Here is an 18712-nt window from a genome sequence, read left to right as displayed (position 1 = left end):
GGGCCATATCTGCATCCTGTTGAATGGCTGAAACGATTCAACAGTTGCTCGCCGCATGGATAAATGCAAATTCATAATTTGGACCTATGCATGCCTCAATGTTATTAAGGCGGCACGCTTCCAGATTGCGTTGAGTTTCACCTCCCATGGGCTCAGATATCTCCCAGGTGAGACTTAAAAGCGGGAGGTCAGTTCTGCGGATCACTGCTAAGGACAGACAGATATTTGTCCGCGAGCAACTGCACCTGGGCAGCAAACTCGACTGCCACCCGAGACATTGGGCGATTTTGACTGGTCACCATGGAAAACCCGACGTCGATGTCGGGACGTAGAGGCCGAACAACGACGTTGCGTCCCAAAAAGTCTGCAGCCGTAAAAGGATCGACGACGGTTATGCCTAACCCTTGCGAAACGAGGGCACATGCAATAGCTGACAGCGGACTTTCGAACGCCCGCTCGTACCGCCCTAAATCTCCGAGCGCCCTTTCAATCGTGTGTCGCAGATAGCTACCCCGAGCCAGCATTATTATGCGCTCGCCCACCAACTGGCCAGTTGCAATCTTTTCATGTCGAGCCAAGCGATGCCCGACGGGAAGAACGACAACCAATTGTGCTTTGATCGGGGTGAAATTCAGCAGAGGTCGATCAGCTGGAACTTCGGCAAACCCTAGATCAAACTGGCCGCCCGCCACTCGCTCCAGAACGAGGTGTGAAGGTAGACCATCCAAAAGGATCGATAATTTTGGCCGATTGCCTGCGAAGGCAGCTATGCAGTGCGGCATGAACCCCAACGCAAGCGCTGGAAGGGACGCTATTCGAAGTGAACCCGTGAGTGATTGTCTGAGGTCACTCGCGTAGGCGCGCAGTTGATCCATTCCGAGATATGAGCGCTCAACCTCCGCAAGAAAAGCGGTTGCTTCAGCCGAGGGAGTTATCTGATTTCCCTTTCGATGGAACAGCTCGATCTTCACATCCATCTCGAGGTCACGGATGAGGCGGCTGACGGCCGGCTGGGTTATGCGCATCATGTCGGCAGCAGTGGTCATGCCACCTGTCAGCATAACCGCTCGGAAGGCCTCGATCTGACGTCCAAAGTTTGACATTTCCTCATAATATTTATGCATCGAGGGTCGTCAATAATGAATTTGACTTCATTGAAGCTACCTCAAAAAATCGATGCGTCATATAACCAACCTTAAGGGGAACAAAAATGACGAGTAAAACCCGTATCAAGGCAATAAGCGCCGTATCGTTGTTCGCGCTCGCAGCATCATCGGGCGCACTCGCGCAGGATCAACTGATCGTTAGTGGTCCTGGTGGATCAACCGAAAAGATCCTGCGCGAAAAGGTCTTTCGGAAGTTCGAGGCCGAGCACAAGCTGAAGGTGACCTATGTCGCCGGCAATTCAACGGACATCCTGGCGAAACTGCAAGCGCAGAAGGAGCAGCAAGAGATCGATGTTGCAATGATCGACGATGGCCCGATGTCTCGTGCGGTCTCGCTTGGGCTTTGCGCGCAGATCACAGGTATCGACTTCTCGAAACTCTATTCTGCTGCGGCGTTTCCCGAGAAAAAGGCATCCGGGTTCGGTTTGATTGCTACCGGCCTGATGTACAACAAGCAGGTTTTCGAGGCGAATGGCTGGACGCCGCCAAAGTCTTGGGGTGACCTGAAGGACCCCAAATTTGAGGGCAAGGTTGTCATTCCTCCGATGAACAACGGCTACGGCCTCCTCACAGTTGTCATGTTGGCCCGCATGAACGGCGGCGGGGAAAAGAACATCGATCCGGGGTTCGACGCCATGCAGAAGGATATTGATAAGAATGTCCTCGCCTACGAGCCTTCGCCCGCAAAGATGACGGAACTGTTCCAGACCGGACAAGCCGTGCTCGGTGTGTGGGGGAGTTCTCGCGCACAATCTTTCGCGGCCACGGGTTTCCCGGTCGATTTTGTTTATCCGGCGGAGGGCGCGCCGGCTGTGATGGTTGCAATCTGCCCCGTGGCAAAGGCCACGGCATCTTCCAAGGCTCAGGCTTTCATCGAAACCATTCTGTCGCGGGAAGTGCAGGAGGTTCTTGCAAATGAGGCTGGGCTTGCGCCTGTTAGAAAGGACGCAATCGTCGCAACACCTGGCATGATGCCGTATGGTGAAAAAGCAAACCAGCTTGTGACGGCCGATTGGGAGGCGATCAACGAGCATCGTGATGAATGGAACAAACGCTGGACGCGAGAGGTCGAGCGCTAACATTCTCGGACCCCTTGGACGTATGGTCTAAATCGCCCAATGATACGTTCACCTCCAAGCGTGCGTTCGGGAAACTGCGCGGAGCTGTCCGCTTCTCATAGGGGGCGCCGCCGTTGCTCGCTCAGGTACATATATTCAGGAGATACAGTGTCATACCTCGCACTAGACAAACTGCATAAGGCTTACGGATCTTCTGTCGCTGTAGAAGGCCTCAATTTGAACGTCGAAAAAGGCGAATTCGTTTCGCTACTTGGACCTTCCGGCTGCGGAAAGACGACAACGCTCCAGATGATCGCGGGCTTCGTCGAACCGACGAACGGGACCATTCGCCTTGATGGCAAGGACCTTCTGAAGTTGCCCCCAAGTCGTCGTGGACTGGGGATCGTATTCCAGAGTTACGCTCTTTTCCCACATATGTCCGTCGCCCAAAATCTTGCCTTCGGCCTCGAGATGCGTGGCGTCGGCAAGGCGGAGATCCAAAAGCGTGTTTCCGAGACGCTCGACCTGGTCGGCCTATCCGACAAAGCGGGACGATATCCCCGACAGATGTCGGGCGGCCAGCAGCAGCGCGTGGCACTTGGACGCGCGCTGATCATTAAGCCCTCGATACTGCTCTTGGATGAGCCCCTTTCCAACCTCGATGCGAAGATGCGCGAGGAAATGCAGGTCGAGCTTCGGCAAATTCAGCAGACTTTGGGAACAACGACGATCCTCGTCACGCACGACCAGCAAGAGGCGCTTGCCCTTTCCGACAAAGTCGTTGTCATGAGTGCCGCGAAAGTCGAGCAGATTGGTAGTCCTCTTGATGTTTATGAGCGGCCGGCGACGCCATTCGTGGCGTCATTTCTGGGAAAAACGAACACATTCACTGGCGACGGTGTCGGTACCGATCTCATTGTGGCCGGTCATCGAATCCCTGTCGGCCGAAGCATAAGCGGTCGATGTTCGGCCTCCATCCGGCCTGAAAAGCTTTCGATCGCGAACGGCTCCGCCGGCGGTTTGCCCGGGCGTGTTACCGCGCGAGTATTTCAAGGCAATCATTGGCTTTTTCAGATCGAAACGCCGGCAGGCCTCGTTCTCTTTATCAAGCAGAATGACGGAACCCCCGTTCCAATCCCTGAAGGACAAGTCTATTTGACCATGAAGGCAGAAGACTTGATGCTTCACGCGGGGACTGCAATATGAGCCAACAGCGAGAAGCCTACCTGCTGGCGGGGCCGGCGACCATGCTGTTTTTGGGGATCGTCGCGATACCGCTCGGCATGACGCTCCTACTTTCCTTGTATCAGTGGAGCCCGACAGAGGGCATCACTACGACGCTAAATGTAGCGAACTACGTGGAGATCTTCTCTGACAGCTACTTCGCGGAGGTATTCTTCCGGACGCTTCGGATCTCGGTTCTCGTCACCGTTGCCTGCATCTTTCTTGGAATTCCCGAAGCATATATTCTTCGGCGCATGCGGGGCCCTTGGCGATCGATGCTTATTCTCGTCGTCATCGGCCCTCTGCTTGTTTCCGTCGTTGCTCGGACTTTGGGCTGGGCGCTGATCCTCGCTGGAAATGGAGTGCTTCCACAGCTTCTGATGAAGCTGGGCATTACGACGACGCCTGTGTCGCTTATGTTCACTGAAACCGGAGTTGTGATCGCACTAACGCACGTCCTCGTACCGTTCATGGTTCTGTCTGTTTGGGCTTCTCTGGGACGAATGGATCCGTCTACTGAACGGGCAGCTCAATCGCTCGGCGCAGGACAGTTTACGATCTTCCGCCGCATAGTTCTCCCGCAGGCTATGCCTGGAGTACTCTCTGGTAGCATCGTTGTTTTTACGTTGGCAGCAAGCGCTTTTGCGACACCGGCGATCGTTGGTGGTCGTCGTCTGAAAGTGGCTGCTACAGTTGCCTATGATGAATTTCTCAACACCCTGAATTGGCCACTTGGTGCTGCCGTCGCAGTCCTCCTTCTCGTTGGGATTCTCTTTATCGTTGTCGGTTGGAACCGCTTTGTGGAGCGGCGCTATTCTCAGGTGTTCTCAAAATGAAAAACGGGCCAATCGCACTTTGCTTCAACGCGCTTTTCGTCACTTTTCTTCTTGCTCCCATGGTAATGGTCTGTCTCGTCGCTTTCACTCCTGAGGGCTATCTCGCGCTGCCTACCAACGGGTTTTCACTTCGTTGGTTCTACAAGCTCGCAGAATATCCGGAGTTCATGGATTCGTTCCGGATCAGTGTCGTCGTTGCTGTGGCCTCCGCCCTCATTGCGCTCTTTTTTGCAGTTCCTGCAGGGCTCGCCATTGCTCGCTACCATTTTCTCGGTCGAGATGCCCTCAATGCATTTTTCATGTCTCCGTTGATGATACCGCACGTTGTCCTCGGCATCGCATTCCTACGATTTCTCACTCAGATCGGTTTCGCCGGGACGACCGCAGGCCTGATGATCGGGCACATTGTAATCATCTTTCCTTTTGCGATGCGCATGATCTTGGCCAGTGCAGCAGGTATGGACAAGCGGATCGAGGACGCAGCCTCATCCCTCGGCGCAAGCCGCTTCACCATCTACAGGCGTATCATCTTGCCGTCGATCATACCAGGCATCGCGGGTGGATTTGCCTTATCGTTCATTCAGAGCTTCGACGAAGCAACGATGACGATTTTTGTCGCTTCTCCCACAACCACGACGCTGCCTGTGCGGATGTTCAACTACATCCAGGACTCCATTGATCCGCTCATCTGCGCAGTCTCGGCGCTTCTAATCCTGCTGACCATCGTTGTGATGGCGGTCTTGGACCATATCTACGCTCTTGAACGCCTGTTCGTCGGGGAATTACGGTCATGATCTCGATGCGGGGCTAAACCGGGGGGGCGCTTTTCGAGCTTATGTCCGGTTGTTGGCGCTATCGCGCATTGCAGCACGTCCGGCCCGTATCTCGGCTCACGAAGTTAATTTTGCGTGGCCGGCTGCCCAGAGATGTGCGCTGCGGCCAACTTGGCGCCATGCCGGACGCCTTTTTGGCGAGGGACGCCGCTAGCACCGCAGGAATGGCCGGTCGGTGCACGACGTCGATCACGCCTGCGCTATCGGCGGTCGCCGGCATGGTCTCGGCAGTGGCAACGACTACGATCGAGCCGAGTACTGCCAGCCCTTAGCATCGCCATTTGCTTGGAAGCATGGCCCGGATGGGTAGGAAGCAGAAGGGCGTCGAACGAGGAGGCCGAAAGCATGTCCAGGGCGCGGTTCTGATCTGAAAAAAACTGACCGGCTCGTAGCCGAGTGCTGCCGCCGTCACTTCAGTTTTGAGGCGCTCGACCTTGTTGTTTCCTACGAGCAGGATGCGTTCCCCCGAGCCTTCGGTAGCAGCGGCGAGGTCTTTGACCGCATCAGGGCCTTTCACCGGCAACCAGACACTGACGGTGTTGCCGGCCCCCACTTGACTGCGAACTCAAGCGTCCCGTGATGTGCAGCGACGATGCGTTTGACCGTTTCACCGTAGCCAAACCAAGACCATTGCCCGTTTCTCGTGTAGAGAAGAACGGCTCGAAGAGGCGATCCTGGACGTCCTGTGTCATGTCCCCGCGGTTGTCGGTCACGGAGAAAACGACACGCCTGAACGGGAAGTCCCTCGCCGCGTCGACATAGATCCCAGAGCTGGCTCGGAATAATAGGGCAGCCGGTACAAGTGGAATTTCTGCCTGACCATGGCTTAAATGCCGGAATGCCATTTGATCATGAACAGCGACTGCTCAATCCGGCTTAACTCGCATAGAGGGTTGACCTGCTAATTTCTACGCGAAGATTCGGCCAAAATCCTGAGCATCGTCGAAGGCATCGCGGTCGCTATCGATGCCGTCAGTTGGAGCAGCTCATCCAACGCCGCGCCCTCTTGAATTCAAAAGAAGCAGGTCGCAATCACCTCGTGATTCATTCATGTGGGCCTGACTATTCGGTTTGATAGTAAGAAAAACTACATAAAAAGTCGTTTGATGATATTAAACGTAAGGATTTTTGTTGATAAACCGGGGGTAAAGGCATACATTCGCACGAAAATACGAATGTGAAATCTGAATATTTACGATTTTTACATGGATATACGTTATTTTTTGGATATTAATATGAAGATGATTACCTGTTGTTCATTTAAAGGCGGCTCAGGAAAGACCACAGCTCTTATGGGGCTTTGCTCCGCCTTTGCGGCGAATGGCAAGACGGTCGCGCTGTTTGAGGCTGACGACAACCGGCCGCTAACCACCTGGATGGAAAATGCTGTCGAGAGCGGCACCTGGGACGAACGGTGCAGCGTCTTTATTGCCGATGAACTCTCCTTGCTCGAAGAGGCCTATGCGCGGGCAGAGGCGGGCGGATTCGATTATGCCCTGGCGGATACCCACGGCGGATCGAGCGAGCTGAACAATACCATCATTGCCAGTTCGGAATTTCTGTTGGTGCCGACCATGCTCACGCCGCTCGATATTGACGAAGCGCTGTCGACCTACCGTTACATTGTCGAATTGCTGGTGGCGGAGAAGCTGCATGCCCATACCGCTGTTCTGCGGCAGCGCGTGCCGGTCGGTCGGACAACGGCTTCACAGCATGCGGCGGCGGAACTGCTTAACGCTTTGCCCCAGTTCAACGTGCCGATGTATGAGCGAGATGCCTTCGCGGCTATGAAGAAACGCGGCATGCTGCATCTGACACATTCCAGCATGAAGTCCAAACCGGGATTACGGCTGATGGCCCGTAACTATGAAACAGCCCTGAGCGAAATCGCCGAGCTTTGTGCTTTCGTGACAAAAGCCTTGGAAAGCTGAAGTGGCGATCCGTAAGCCCAGCGTTTCCGTGACGGACGCAAAGCGTCTGGCAAAAAGCCGGTGGGATGAGCCCACCTCGCGGCTACCAGACCCTGCGCCAATCGAGAAGAGGCTGCCGCAGGAAACAGGCGTTAGACGGCAGGTTGAGACAGAGACGGAAACGCAGGCGGTTCGGCCCGAAACAATGGCGCCATCTCCTCTGGCTGAACCCGTTAAGCTGGCAAGGCGCATGCCGGTCGATAGTGTGTTTCCAGAAGTAGAGCCGGCCGAACCCAAGATCCAGGTATTCTTGTCCGCACCTCTTCCGGCGGCAGGGATTTCATGCAGCTTCGATGCCCTGATCCGACAATACTCCCCTTCCAAGGCGCTACAGATGATCCTCCGCAGGGCGCTCGGCGGATACGAAATCCTGATAGAGAACGGGTCTTTCAGGACAGCGCCAACTGACTATCCAATTGGCGAACCGGCGGCAGGCATAACGATCATCCAGACATCCCGCATGATACCTCTGCGTCTGGTCGATGTTGTGCGCTCGCATTTCGATCCGCTGGGCTTTGAGAGCACGCGTGCTTTCGGCCGCAAGCTCGCCTGCGCGGCGCTCGCGACATTCTTCGAAGCGGAACGTAAGCCGAGAAAATAAAGCCCCTCGTTGCGCCGCGCGGAGGCAATCAGATTCGTCTCATCCTGATCGCCGCGCTATATTGCGCTCTCGTTACGGCCGGTCACGTCCATTGGAGGGTTGGTCTAGCGGCCGCGCGACGCCCGGTCGCGATCGGACGGCCTGTCTAGTCGTGCGCGTTTGGCAGACGGTGCGTTGTAAGATCCCGCTGGATCCCGTCGCTCATCCAGACGTCGGGATTGCTCGGCCGTGCCTGTTTGCATCGCCGGAGGCGTCTGGCCAATGCCGGAAACGCGCACGTTCTCGGGCAGATGAGTATTGCCGTGAGCCTTTTTCAGAGGATTTGCCGTGAAGTATTCCCGCATTTCCTGGTCATACTGAAGCGCGTCCTGTAGGGCCAATGAACCTGGTGGCAGCAAGCCTAGCTTGTATTGTTCAAGTGACCGCAGGCCGACCGTCCATCTTGGACGCAGACCAAGAAAGCGTGTTTCCCGTTCCGACAACTGGGCAGCCTGACGGGCATTGAGCCTGGCATAGGTCGGCTGGCCGAATTCCTCGTAGTTTACTGCAAGGCAAAGTTCGCTGTCGGGCGGCACGACCGCATGCCTGCCATCGGCAAAAAGCCGGCCACCCTTCTTGGCAAGCAGGGGTAAAGTTTCGTCGAATTTCCAAAAAGGCGCCGCGTTCCCGCAAACGAGCCGCGCCATGGCTTGCCTGAGACCTTGTGGTGGGTTCGGTGGCCATTCAAGCAGGGCTCCCACTTCCGTTTGGACATAAGCGGGACAATACCGAGAATGGTGGACTGAACGCAGTACCTTCTTGAGAGCCTGATCGCCCAGGCTGGTATTGGCGATGGCGCTGGTGATCTTCTCCATGAGAAAGTCGGGCGGCGGCCTGAGCACTTCCAGGGCCCTCAAGGCTAAGTTGAGTTCCTGCGGTTTTTTCAGGTAATCCGCGGGCTTGTGAGCTGCGAAGTCGCTTTTGGACATATCCTGGAACCGAAAGCCAAGTGCCGTCCTGGCCTGCACCGTCATTTTGCTGGCTTGATGCTCGCTCAGCTCGAGATAAACACGCCTGCCGTCTTCTGTACAGAATCGGCTTTGAACGCAAAGTCCGGACCGTTCGAGGAGTTTGTAATCCTTTGATTGAAACATCTTGTCGTCATAAAGCACGAGAAATGGCCAAAAATCTCGTGTGCGCGGTCTTCCGAATGTATTACCCTCAAGATATTCTTTTTCATACGGAAATTTTCCTCTCCAGTTACCCGTTGAATCATCTCCGTTGCTCCGATCGTGTCCATTCTGATAAAATAGATTATAGTCTAGGCCAACTTTTCTCAGGTAAGTTTCGTATTTTTCCTTAGTGACTATTTCGCGGTGAGTGTATATACCCAGGTCGTTTTTGGGCGGCCAGATATTCTCATCGCGCGCATACCGTTGCCTTGCCTGGGGCATTGGCCTGGGGGGCTCGAAAGGTATGTTGTCATCGCTATCGGTGAGATCATTGCTCTCGCTGTCTCCTGTCCGTGTGTCGAGCCGTTCTTGAGAGCCAGCCGGGTTCTCTGGTAGAACGTTGGCTGGATCTCGATCCGCGCCCTGCGATCGACTTGCCTCCGCCCCGTCCTTCCGAGTTTCCGCCTCCCTTAAGATACGATCGATTTCGCGCAGCTCGCTTTGTGAAAAGTCGGAGAATTCGTCGTCGCTTTTCGAGCCGGCCGTAGTGCCCGGTTGAAAGGCGGCTGAATTTCGATCCGCGCCTGGCTGCGATCGATTTTCCTCCGCCTGGTCTTTTCGGGCTTCCATTTCCTGCATGATACGATCGATCTCGCGCAGCTCGCTCTGCGAAAAATCGGGATATGTACCATCACTTTTTGAGGCAGTGGATGATGTATCGAGGTCGGTCTTTGGATTTGAAGCCAGACTCTGCCGCAATGCCTCGCTGTGGGCCAAGTTGCCGTACTTAGGCTTTTTTGCCGCGCCGGCAACCTCGGTGGCAGCTTCGAATTTGCGCTTTGCGACCGATGTCGATGGATCGACCGTGCTCTGGCCGCCAACCGGCTGCCCTTGCAACGCTGCGTTTATAGGCCAGGGATTTGACCTTTTGTGGTACTCGCTGGCAAAAGCTTCTAGGGCTGCCCCGTATGCGTTCGTGCGGTTGTCAAACGCCTCAGAGTGCCCGAATTGTCGTCTGCTGCTTCTTGTAGAAGACAGGTCCGCAACGATAGTCTTGTGCCATTGCGTTAAAGTCGCAGGACCGAACTTGCCCGGCTCCCTGACCGTTACGTCGAACCGGCTTCCTTCGCTCTTTGCATAATTCACAATCTCCTTCTGGTAGCCCCTTAGCGGTAGGCTTCTCAGGTAACCATCGGATTGCATATGCTCACTTTTCACAATGCGATCCCAGGCATTTTCCACCCGGCTGGCATCAGCATCGCTGACGGCTCTGTGCCGCTCTCGCAGAAGAGCTTCAAGGCCTTGTGCCGGTTGCGCCCAGTTCTTGGTTCCGTCTGGTTGCCGGATCAGGTGATTGTCATATATAATGGTCCCATCGCGCCTCTTGATATGGATTCGGTCATATTGCTTCCCTTGTTCCGCGTCAAAGACGGCACGGGGCCAGCCAACATACGCCTCCTTATAGGCATTCCAAGGGCAGAGCACGTTCGTTCCGATATGTCCGTTGCGCAGCGCTCGTTCAGCTCGATCGAGCACACCTGTCCAGCTTAAGTGATGTGGCGTTGCTACTATGTGCAGCTCGGTACGATACCCCGAGTTCCTATACCAGCCGGCCTGTTGCGCAGAATTGGTTGGGACGGCCACCTCCAGGACAATGTTTGCCCTCATGCGTTCCGCCCGGCTCGCAGTTTCTCGGATGAAATATCCTGACCCGGCCTGCCGTGCGTCATTTACTGCATCTGACGGATTGGTTTTGGCGAGCTCATAGTAACCTGGCACCCAAGCGTCAAAGTCGTCTCCGATGATTTTTTGCGTGGCCCCCGACAGCCCCAATTCTGCTTGCCGGATTGCCGTGCTTTTGCCGCTCCCGGGCTGGCCGGCGACCACAACGAGTGTTGGGTGGTCAGGAGCCTGCCCTTTGGCTCCGATTGCCGGAATAATCCTCTTTTCGAAAATGTCCCTGGCTTGTGCCAACGTCATTTTTAAAGGACCCTTCGAAGTGAAGTTCTCGAAGGTCATACGGCAGTTCCTTTAGAACTTACCAGGGTGACGAGAGTATTCACGTTCTCATCGAGGCGGCGAATTTCTTTCGCTAATATGGCGGCAACTGCTGCATCGCCCCCGAGCGCAGAAAGGCGATCGGTGAGACGAAACCTCTCCTTCTCGATTGCAAACCATAAAGGATGACTTTTGAGGGCGTCGCCATCGCAGCCGTATTCAAGGCCGATTAGGCGGGACATCAGTGCGAGAAACAGATCGTGAGTGTCATTGATGATCTGAAAAGCCGGCGTATCCGCATACCGCCCAGTTAGACCAAGCTCCCTTTCAGGGGAATCGTCGATTCTAGGTGCCACGTTAAATTAATCCCTAATAAATAAATCAACATTGAAAAACGTCATTCGTAAAGAGATGAAACTTACACATAATATATAGGGGAAACGCAGTAGAAAATTCCATATAACATAGACTGTGGTTGTCTTGTATGAATAAATTAGGCGTGTCTGTTGTCGCAATGACTTAAATATGCTTATTTTCGTTAAAATTTGTATTTTTTAGAATGATTATCAATTCAAATCTCCAGCGTTTCTGCCAAGAATGCGCCAAGTTTGCCGATTTCGTCCATGGCCGTTTCATAGTTGCGGGCCGTCATCCGCATCGCCGGGTTGGATTTCATGCCAGAGTGCGTGAGGTGCAGCATGCCACGCCTCTTCATCGAGGCGAAGGCGTCACGGTCATACATCGGCACAGTGAACTGCGGCAGCACGCTTATGGTGTCTGATGCCGCCCGTTGTGAGGTTGTGATCCGGCTGACTGGCACGCGCTGTTGGAGAATGGCAGTATGAGCGTGCAGATTTTCCGCGACGAGCAATTCGACAATATACCGATAGGTTGACAGCGCTTCATCGATGTCGAGCGGCGTGAGCATGGTGGGGACGAGCAGGAAATCCGAGCTTGCAATGATTGTATTGTTGAGTTCGCTCGACCCGCCATGTGTATCGGCCAGGGCGTAGTCAAAACCACGGCTCTCTGCATCTTCGTAAGCCGTTTCTAACAGCGGTAGGTCTTCGGCCGCGAAAACGCTGCACCGCTGGTCCCAGGTTCCATTTTCGACGGCGTTTTTCATCCAGTTGTGAAGGGGACGGTTAACGTCAGCTTCAAGCAAAGCGACCGTTTTTTCGTTTGCTGTGAGTGCGGAACAAAGAGCCATCAAGGCAGTGGTCTTTCCAGCGCCGCCCTTAAATGAGCAACAAGTAATTAATTTCATCTTCATATCCATAATAAAACGTATATAAATGTAAATTCGTATATATATGTAAATATCGTAACTAAAAACACTGAGTTAGTGTATATAATGTGCATGTTTTCAGCAATAAATTCAACGCTAAACTCAAAAAGTGGACGTTTTCAAGCATTTTTCATTTTTGATATTGATATCTATGAAAATCTGCTGCAGAATTAATTAATATTTATTGTGAGATTTGTTCAGAAATAGACCGAATTTTTTACTATGGACTTGCGCGCCTTGGCGATTGCCGGGCTGTTCATCCTTAGGAACAAGGTATTTTAGAGATTATGAGAGTAGGCGCTACGACCGACCTGCTGGGCGATTTGCCAGTTTCAAAGAACACCCCAGTAGGCAGAAACCCCAAAGACTACAAGATTGTCAGTGTCCGGCTTCGTCAGGCGGAATTCGAGAGTTTCTCCGAGCAGGTTCAAGCGATGGGTCTGACACATAATCTGGCGTTGCGCATTGCTGCGCGGCGGATCTCCGGCTTCCTGGAGATTGATGCCGAAACGCGCCGGTCGTTATGGCAGATCTCGGATAAAATCGGCGAAATCTCCGGCAATCTCATGCATCTAAGACGCATTGCCGACCGATCAGGCACCCTGGATATGGACAAGCTCGCAGAGTACCGCACAGCGTTCGGCAGAGAATTCGCTGTGCTTGATGACAAACTGCAGACTCTCCTGAATGTCTCCCAGCGGAGGATCGATGGTTGCGCCATGCTGAAAGAGTCATCGAAAACGTAGAACGGCTCAGACGACCGAGTGAGTAAGGCCTATGGAAACCACCGAAGCCCTCATTAAGAGAATTCCGAAAGGTGGCACGCGCTCCGTCAAGGGGTTGGCGAAGCAGCTCGGATATCTCTCCCGTCAGACCGATCGGGATCGGGAGACGATCAACCTGGTTCCGGCACAGCGTCATCAGTTCGATCCGGGCAATCCGAACGTAGTGGACCCAAATGACGTCTGGGCCTTTGCCCGGCGAGTCTACGAGCGGTCGGGACGCCTGTTGCCGAACGATCCGAACGGTGAACTCGACAACGACCTGACCATGCATTTCGTCATCAGCTTTCCGCGGGGCACGGACCTACCGGCGGCAGAACGGGCTGGGCGCGATTGGGCGGAATATGTTTTCGGCCACGGTCACCGGAACTCTCAGCGTATCATGCAGAGACACGATTACGTAACAGCATTTCACTCCCATGGAGACGATCGCAATCATCCGCATATGCACGTCGTCGTCGACCGGGTTCCGCTGGGCGGCGGCCACCTGCTGACCCTAGAGCTAGGACATCCGCACTGGAGTTATGAGGCCATGCGTTTGCAAGCCGTCGAGGCAGCGGCAAACCATGGCATTGAACTCGTGGCAACCACTCGCGCAGACCGCGGGCTAACGGAGCGGCCAATGACGGACGTTCAATTCCGAGAGTTTCAGCGCCTCCTCATGCAGCGACCAACGACACGGGACGACGCTCTGCGGCGTCGAGAAGACGCAAGAATGGTCCCGTATTTCGACCCGATGTTCGACGGCGAGGGACGTGCTCCCGGTGCGAACGAGATTTCCGAGGATGTCACGCGGGAGAATGTCGATCAGAGCTGCGAACCCATCTATGTAGCGGTTCCCGATCGCAATGCCCTCGGGAGGGGTGGACCTGGGGGCGGTGGACCTGGGGGTGTGGGCCCCGGCGGCGGTGGGCCGAGTGGCGGGGGCGGACGTGGCGACGGCAGACAGCCGCCGGACAATCGCGGCGATCTCGGCAACGGTCCGCCTGGTGAACCTCGGAATCAAACCGAGCGGCTAGACGGTGTTGGCGATCATGACGAAGACGGCAATGTCTTTGGCGCGGACGGCGCAGATTTTGGAGGCGGCGATGACATGTCGGACTCGTCCCAGAGCCGGTCCGGCAGGAATGCATCGGACGCCGGCCCCTCTGGCAACGACGAGCGTCCTACCGGCGAAGATCAGAGCGGCGGTGACGATGCGCAACGCCCAGCCGTGACGGCCGAGAGCTCTCGACATCCCGACCAGTCAAGGGCCAACATCGAGGCTGCTGCGCAGGCGCAGGCTGCCCATAGATTGGCCGCCCGCAACAGGCGTGAGCAGGAAGCCCGCGATGATCAAGACCGCCGCCGGAAAATCGCGGAACGGCCGGCAGATGAGGCACAGCGTTTGAGAAGTGCGCAGAGAAGCGCAGACCGCTCCGCACGGGAACAGGAAACCTTCGATGACGACGGCCGGCGGCGCAGGACCCCCACACGATCCGCTGAAGAAAGACTTGGCGGCCGCGATGTAAGTGCGGGTCCCTCGGGCAGCAACAACCCCCCGGGCAACGAAGGTAGAGGCAGCGCCTCTCAGGATCGGTCCAGGCTTTCACCGGTCGATGAGGCAAGGCAGCGCTTGCGAAATGCGCGGGCGGCCGAGCGTGCCCACCGCATGAACGGGCCACACAACTCCGGCGCGACACGCCAGGCCTGGCGCGAGGAGCACCACCGGCTCCGGGGAGAAGTCCGGCGGGCCAATATAGACTGGCAGAGAGCCCGCCATGGCGGACCCAATGTCACTACCCGAGCTCAGGCGCGGGCTCAAGCGGCGAACGCCGATGCACAGCCGCCAGCGCAACAACAACAGGCGCGGCCTCAGGATGGCCGGACCCTGCGCACGCCCACCCAGCGGAGCCGTCACGACGATGGGAACGAACCTCGCTCTCGCTAGCGCCATCGTGGAATTTTAGGAAGCAGATGAAAGGAAAGCCAATGCCGAAGAACGATAAAGACAATGCGATTGAGGCTGTGAAAGCAGGATCATCAAGTGAATTTACGGGCGTGAGTAAAGAAAATGACACCGCAGAAATTGACCCGTTAGCCACCGATGTGAATGAAATACCCGGAGAAGAGATCAATATATACTTGGATGAATTCGAATTATCGCGACTTATTATGGATTCTGCAATTAATAAATTCGAAAAGTCTATTAATACGGTGAAGTAATATTTCATCAAACTTGGAGTTTAGATATGCGCAACGGTGACGATTATGACTCGAGTATGGGTGGTGCCGACGACGACGCTGGCAGTAGCTCCGGCACGCCGCTCCGGCAAACCGGTTCCCTGGCCTTTCAGCCGACAGGGCCTGGCCAGCTTTCCGGTCCGGCGTCTGGCTTCCCTGGCGGATACAATCCCTATAGCAATGGATTTAATCAAGGAAGTTCCAGCACCCAGCAATACGGCGCTGCGCCAATCAAGCAGGAGGAAGGCTATACGGCCCCACCTGCTTTCAGCACAGACTATGAGCCCTTCACTTACGGGTTCAATTCCGCGGGCATAAAACTGGAGGATGAAGGTATCGGTCGCCAATACTGGGATGAGGCAATCAACCAGTTTTCAAATTCGGCCAATCACCGCGCGGTATTGTCCAGCAGCGAAGACATGCTTTTCGCCGATCCGGGCAGAGCGTCGAATGACGATTTCGCCTGGCTGACGGGCAAGCAATTGATGGATAAGTATCCCGGCATCGCTCAGCGTCGAGCCGACGATGCGATGAAACTCATCAAGGCCGAAAACGGCAATTATTATCCGGAGGCACAGTACTACAATAGCATCACGGCTCCCGGCTGCGATTACAACTCAACAGACGAAGCTTATCGCCAATATGTCTACCGGCAGAAAATGCAAGGGTTCGGTGTCACGCCAACAAAATACTCCGGAGCCGTTTTCAATCATCGGACGGGCCAGTATCAGCTATCAGGCGCCGACGCCTATATGGATACGCCTGGCGGCAAGCGGTACAGGCAGTTCGAGTACAAGTTTCCCGAGCATGCCGGCGTCAATGCACCCGACTTTCTTTACCGGAACGAGGACGGAACGTTCCGGGGCAAATACCGGCACGAGAACGACGAGTTCACCGGAAAATCACCTGAGGAAGTAAAGGTCGCGCTGAAGGCGACAAGTCTCCATCTCAAATCCTCCACAAACATTTATCAATCGACCGAGCATCTCGGTCCCGAGTTCGCCAACACGCGCTTTAAGGGATATGTCAACGAGAGCCGGGCTCACAACAAGAACCTACCCAAGGCCGTCGTTGACATCGGTCCCGCGCATATCGACGTGGATTACATCCTGGCCAAGCACAGCGAAGGTGCGCTCGCACAGATGATCAGGCAACGGGATCCGGAGATCATCCTGCGCACGCGTGTCCTGATGCCGGGTGGAAACACCTACATGCCGGTCACGCGACTGAAACAGATGTCAGAAAAAAACCACGACGGTCGATATCAGCAGGCCTTGAGCCACACCAGTCTGCCAAAAGACTTCGGCTTCATCGATTGGCAGCATCCCGCAAACCGAAACAGGCCGAAAACCATCCGAGACGATTCAGCCGTTCTAGTTCACATGAACGGCATGCTTCTCAAGGGCGAGGCGCTACAGAAAATTCTCGGACCCGGCAAGACCATCGAGCAATATGCTTCGAAAGATACCATCCTTGTTCAAAGCCAACAGAGGAACAAAGAGGGGCATCTGTACAATAACGGAAACTACAAGAACCTTGCCAACCTGCAAGATCATGAGGTGCCGGTGGTTGCGGCGGCAATGATTCAAGGAAGGCACATGACCCCCGCAATGCAGTACGGCCAATGGGCGCAGTACCAGCCACAGACAGGAGGCCAGCCGCCACGGCAAAACTGGGTCCCTCCATCGCGGCAGCCGAATTACTCCCGAAACCAGCCCAACTCGTACGGCAGCCGACCCGAACCGCAGAACTACTACCAGGGACAATCCGGCCCGCAGGGCTATTACCGTGGCAACCCGGGCTTGCAGCAGCAACGGGGTGGTTATCAAGATTCTCAGCAAGAGCCCCAGAAAGCCAAACAGCCGCGTGTGTTCGACGCCAGATCCCGTAACGGTGGCTGGGGCCTCTAATCCAATCGCAGCGATGAAGACGTAACGCGCGTCCCGATGCCCGATGGTCAGGCCATCGGACATTGGACAGGATGAGGCCACAAGGAAAGGATCGTGGCATGGTTAATATCACCTCCGAAGACGAACCCGGCAAAGGCCGTTTGTCGAGAAGCGCACGCCTTGCCAAGAAAGCAGCGGAAGAAATCGCCGAGGCAAGCGACTATCGGGAGATGCGGTCCGCCCAAAAGACAGAGAAGTATCTGGAAGACGGTAGCGCATACGAAACTGTCCTCCGCTACGCACAAGGCAAGTCCGGCATAAAGAAGAACAATCCGTTCACGGATAAGGTCGCATTCGATGCCGAAAAAAGGCAACTTACCATTACCAAGAGCCATTTCGGCCGAACAAAGGTCGTTACACTCTCCGCCAACAGCGATGGAACTGGTTTCTATTTGTCTGAAATCAGAAAAACGCAAGGAAGCTATCATAGCACCTCCAAGTTCAATGAAGACGGTGAACTGACCTATTTGAACAGGGCAAAAGCGGGTGATCATTATCTGGAAAGGTGGGAGCAGGATACTTACGGGAAACTGGTCAGAACGCGGCACAGATACCACGAGGGCCTCGTCCCGATGGAGGACAGGCTCGTCTCTGAGGGGGGAAGAGACGTTCTTGTCAGAAAGGAATCTGGCAAGACCTATGCGAAATTCATTGTTGATCAAGATTACAATCTGAAAACGACGCTCAACAGAGCGGATACAGGTTATTCGGAAGAAATTAAATACTCCGATAGCGGCCGCTTTTCCGATAGCTACGTCCGCAGACTTGGCGGACTGATCGAAACAGACGCCCGATCAACCTGGGCGCCGAGCATATCCCGCAACGCCAGATCCGGTGACAGGGATTATATCGGCCCGCCTTCGGCTGTGCCGCTGTATGAGACCGGGCGGGAGAGAACTCGTCTGCGGGTCGGCCCCTATGAGAGCAGGGTAACGCTGAACGACGATCAGTCACTGGCAAGCAGGGAGACCCGATATTTTCCGGGTTTCAGCAAAAAGGAATCCTACGATTTCAGCGACCAAAAAACAGTTACCCGTAAACTCTTTGGTGTCTCCTTTACCTATCAGCGGGACCTGAAACCGCATGAAGTCGACGAACGGGCGCAACGGCAGGTAAGGCATGAACAGGACCAGTTGGCCTGGAAAGAAAAAGGCGGTGAAGTTCGGACCGTAAACGGCGCCAGAATGCAGACTCCGGCCGGTTTCGATCCTGCCGCATATGGCATGGCGCCCGCAGAATTCGGTCTGTCTGGCGATATCCCCAATCATAGGGAACGGTCTGTTTTCCGGTACCCGCCGAACCCCGAATGGGATACCGCGCTAAATAATCTCATAAACGACATGCGCACTATGGGGCAAGCCAGATTCGGTCCCGACCCGGAGAGGGAAGGCTTGGATGGAATGGAGCCTCTGGCGGCATTTCCTCAAGCCGCTGCCGATCAGCGGTGGGGCCGCCCGACCACGTATGGCCAGCCGCCGCTGTCCTATGGTGCTATTCAGTCGCCCGTACCCTCTGTAGATCCGCTCATCAGCGGCTTTGGCGCTCAGAGCGGCGGCCCGGGAGAATATGGCCTGAGGACTGCGAGCGGAACGCATTTCGACCCGGATAGGGAGGGCATGGAAGGATTCGGCAA

Annotated in this window: 16 protein-coding genes; 11 read left to right on the top strand and 5 right to left on the bottom strand. The window is 55.1% G+C overall.

Annotation, left to right across the window (positions count from 1 at the left end; all coding sequences use genetic code 11):
- Nucleotides 1-188 precede the first annotated feature (188 nt).
- Nucleotides 189-1124, bottom strand: a complete 936-nt coding sequence (locus tag BLU15_RS36490; protein ID WP_244546943.1) for a LysR family transcriptional regulator — start codon at nt 1122-1124, stop codon at nt 189-191.
- Nucleotides 1125-1210: 86 nt separating this feature from the next.
- Here BLU15_RS36490 and BLU15_RS36485 point away from each other — a divergent pair, with 86 nt between their 5' ends.
- From BLU15_RS36485 to BLU15_RS36470, 4 genes are all read left to right on the top strand, one after another.
- A complete protein-coding gene (locus tag BLU15_RS36485) occupies nt 1211-2245 on the top strand; it encodes an ABC transporter substrate-binding protein (RefSeq protein ID WP_090302141.1) in 1035 nt (344 codons plus the stop codon).
- Between the two features lie 147 nt (nt 2246-2392).
- Nucleotides 2393-3430: an ABC transporter ATP-binding protein gene (locus BLU15_RS36480; RefSeq protein ID WP_090302139.1), complete on the top strand. Its 1038-nt coding sequence runs from the start codon at nt 2393-2395 to the stop codon at nt 3428-3430.
- Nucleotides 3427-4284, top strand: a complete 858-nt coding sequence (locus BLU15_RS36475) for an ABC transporter permease (RefSeq protein WP_090302137.1) — start codon at nt 3427-3429, stop codon at nt 4282-4284. The genes BLU15_RS36480 and BLU15_RS36475 overlap by 4 nt, the downstream gene beginning before the upstream one ends.
- Entirely contained in the window at nt 4281-5078 is a 798-nt protein-coding gene (locus tag BLU15_RS36470; protein ID WP_090302135.1) for an ABC transporter permease, read from the top strand. Before BLU15_RS36475 ends, BLU15_RS36470 begins: the two co-directional genes overlap by 4 nt.
- Before the next feature lie 542 nt (nt 5079-5620).
- Here BLU15_RS36470 and BLU15_RS41075 read toward each other — a convergent pair.
- Nucleotides 5621-5962 (bottom strand): ATP-binding protein, encoded by a 342-nt coding sequence (locus BLU15_RS41075; RefSeq protein ID WP_090302133.1) that lies wholly within the window; start codon nt 5960-5962, stop codon nt 5621-5623.
- A 390-nt stretch (nt 5963-6352) separates the two neighbouring features.
- Here BLU15_RS41075 and BLU15_RS36460 point away from each other — a divergent pair, with 390 nt between their 5' ends.
- Together BLU15_RS36460 and BLU15_RS36455 are read left to right on the top strand one after the other, a co-directional pair.
- Entirely contained in the window at nt 6353-7048 is a 696-nt protein-coding gene (locus BLU15_RS36460) for a conjugal transfer ATPase VirC1 (RefSeq protein ID WP_090302132.1), read from the top strand.
- A 1-nt stretch (nt 7049) separates the two neighbouring features.
- On the top strand, nt 7050-7688 hold the full coding sequence (locus BLU15_RS36455) for a VirC2 family conjugal transfer protein (RefSeq protein WP_090302130.1): 639 nt from the start codon (nt 7050-7052) through the stop codon (nt 7686-7688).
- Nucleotides 7689-7792: 104 nt separating this feature from the next.
- On the opposite strand, the gene BLU15_RS36450 is transcribed toward BLU15_RS36455, so the two are convergent.
- The 3 genes from BLU15_RS36450 to BLU15_RS36440 all read right to left on the bottom strand — a co-directional run bounded on the left by BLU15_RS36450 (nt 7793) and on the right by BLU15_RS36440 (nt 12104).
- Entirely contained in the window at nt 7793-10858 is a 3066-nt protein-coding gene (locus tag BLU15_RS36450) for a zeta toxin family protein (protein ID WP_090302128.1), read from the bottom strand.
- The gene (locus BLU15_RS36445; protein ID WP_090302126.1) at nt 10855-11193 is read right to left on the bottom strand and encodes a hypothetical protein; all 339 of its coding nucleotides are present in this window, start codon (nt 11191-11193) and stop codon (nt 10855-10857) included. Before BLU15_RS36445 ends, BLU15_RS36450 begins: the two co-directional genes overlap by 4 nt.
- A 215-nt stretch (nt 11194-11408) precedes the next feature.
- Nucleotides 11409-12104, bottom strand: a complete 696-nt coding sequence (locus tag BLU15_RS36440; RefSeq protein WP_090302124.1) for a conjugal transfer ATPase VirC1 — start codon at nt 12102-12104, stop codon at nt 11409-11411.
- Nucleotides 12105-12412: 308 nt separating this feature from the next.
- Between BLU15_RS36440 and BLU15_RS36435 the strand changes: the two genes are divergently transcribed.
- From BLU15_RS36435 to BLU15_RS36415, 5 genes are all read left to right on the top strand, one after another.
- A complete protein-coding gene (locus BLU15_RS36435; RefSeq protein ID WP_090302123.1) occupies nt 12413-12871 on the top strand; it encodes a DNA mobilization endonuclease VirD1/MobC family subunit in 459 nt (152 codons plus the stop codon).
- 31 nt (nt 12872-12902) lie between these two features.
- Nucleotides 12903-14837 carry a relaxase/mobilization nuclease domain-containing protein gene (locus tag BLU15_RS36430; protein ID WP_090302121.1) on the top strand — a complete coding sequence of 645 codons (1935 nt, stop codon included), beginning with the start codon at nt 12903-12905 and terminating at the stop codon, nt 14835-14837.
- Between the two features lie 41 nt (nt 14838-14878).
- Entirely contained in the window at nt 14879-15112 is a 234-nt protein-coding gene (locus tag BLU15_RS36425) for a hypothetical protein (protein WP_090302119.1), read from the top strand.
- 26 nt (nt 15113-15138) lie between these two features.
- The gene (locus BLU15_RS36420; RefSeq protein ID WP_090302117.1) at nt 15139-17040 is read left to right on the top strand and encodes a VirE2 family protein; all 1902 of its coding nucleotides are present in this window, start codon (nt 15139-15141) and stop codon (nt 17038-17040) included.
- A gap of 98 nt (nt 17041-17138) precedes the next feature.
- A partial coding sequence (locus BLU15_RS36415; RefSeq protein ID WP_143034339.1) for a hypothetical protein occupies nt 17139-18712 on the top strand: 1574 nt, incomplete at its 3' end.

The organism is Ensifer sp. YR511 (assembly GCF_900103045.1).
GTDB classification, from domain to species: Bacteria; Pseudomonadota; Alphaproteobacteria; order Rhizobiales; family Rhizobiaceae; genus Ensifer; species Ensifer adhaerens.
Note: the sequence above shows the minus strand (reverse complement) of the source record. Positions and strands in the feature narration are given on the sequence as shown.

Coding starts and splice junctions, on each gene's coding strand:
- BLU15_RS36490 (WP_244546943.1), bottom strand. CDS start 1,124: ATGCATAAATATTATGAGGAAATGTCAAACTTTGGACGTCAGATCGAG.
- BLU15_RS36485 (WP_090302141.1), top strand. CDS start 1,211: ATGACGAGTAAAACCCGTATCAAGGCAATAAGCGCCGTATCGTTGTTC.
- BLU15_RS36475 (WP_090302137.1), top strand. CDS start 3,427: ATGAGCCAACAGCGAGAAGCCTACCTGCTGGCGGGGCCGGCGACCATG.
- BLU15_RS36470 (WP_090302135.1), top strand. CDS start 4,281: ATGAAAAACGGGCCAATCGCACTTTGCTTCAACGCGCTTTTCGTCACT.
- BLU15_RS41075 (WP_090302133.1), bottom strand. CDS start 5,962: ATGGCATTCCGGCATTTAAGCCATGGTCAGGCAGAAATTCCACTTGTA.
- BLU15_RS36460 (WP_090302132.1), top strand. CDS start 6,353: ATGAAGATGATTACCTGTTGTTCATTTAAAGGCGGCTCAGGAAAGACC.
- BLU15_RS36450 (WP_090302128.1), bottom strand. CDS start 10,858: ATGACCTTCGAGAACTTCACTTCGAAGGGTCCTTTAAAAATGACGTTG.
- BLU15_RS36440 (WP_090302124.1), bottom strand. CDS start 12,104: ATGAAATTAATTACTTGTTGCTCATTTAAGGGCGGCGCTGGAAAGACC.
- BLU15_RS36435 (WP_090302123.1), top strand. CDS start 12,413: ATGAGAGTAGGCGCTACGACCGACCTGCTGGGCGATTTGCCAGTTTCA.
- BLU15_RS36430 (WP_090302121.1), top strand. CDS start 12,903: ATGGAAACCACCGAAGCCCTCATTAAGAGAATTCCGAAAGGTGGCACG.
- BLU15_RS36425 (WP_090302119.1), top strand. CDS start 14,879: ATGCCGAAGAACGATAAAGACAATGCGATTGAGGCTGTGAAAGCAGGA.
- BLU15_RS36420 (WP_090302117.1), top strand. CDS start 15,139: ATGCGCAACGGTGACGATTATGACTCGAGTATGGGTGGTGCCGACGAC.